The following is a 335-nucleotide window of genomic DNA, read 5'->3' as shown; positions in this document are numbered from 1 at the left end:
GGGGATATAAAGAAGGGAGAAGAGGAGAAGGAAAAAAGAGGAGAGAAAAGGAGGGAGGGAAAAGAAGAGAGGGGAAGAGAAGGAGAGGAAAAGAGAGAAGAGGAAAAAGGGGGGAGGAAAGAAAAAAGAAAGAGAAGGGGGAAGGAGAAGAAGGGGAGAAAGGGAAAAGGAAGGAAGGGAAAAAGAGGGAGAGGGAAGGGGGAAAAGGAGAAGGAAGAAAGAAGGGAAAAAGAAGGAAAAGGGGAGAAAAAGGAGGGGGGGGGAGAAGAGAAGAAGGAGAAAGAACCAGGGGGAAGGGGGGAAAAGGCAAACCATGCCCTGGCCAATACCCTTAG

The 335-nt window shown here is 49.0% G+C and carries 1 protein-coding gene; it reads left to right on the top strand.

The window, feature by feature from the left end; translation table 11 throughout:
- Nucleotides 1-335: hypothetical protein (locus NR125_RS30380; RefSeq protein WP_256816909.1), on the top strand; the 335-nt coding region annotated here is incomplete at both ends.

Source organism: Cytobacillus sp. Bac17, assembly GCF_024519925.1.
GTDB lineage: Bacteria > Bacillota > Bacilli > Bacillales > Cytobacillaceae > Cytobacillus > Cytobacillus pseudoceanisediminis.
This window is presented reverse-complemented; position numbering and strand designations above follow the sequence as displayed.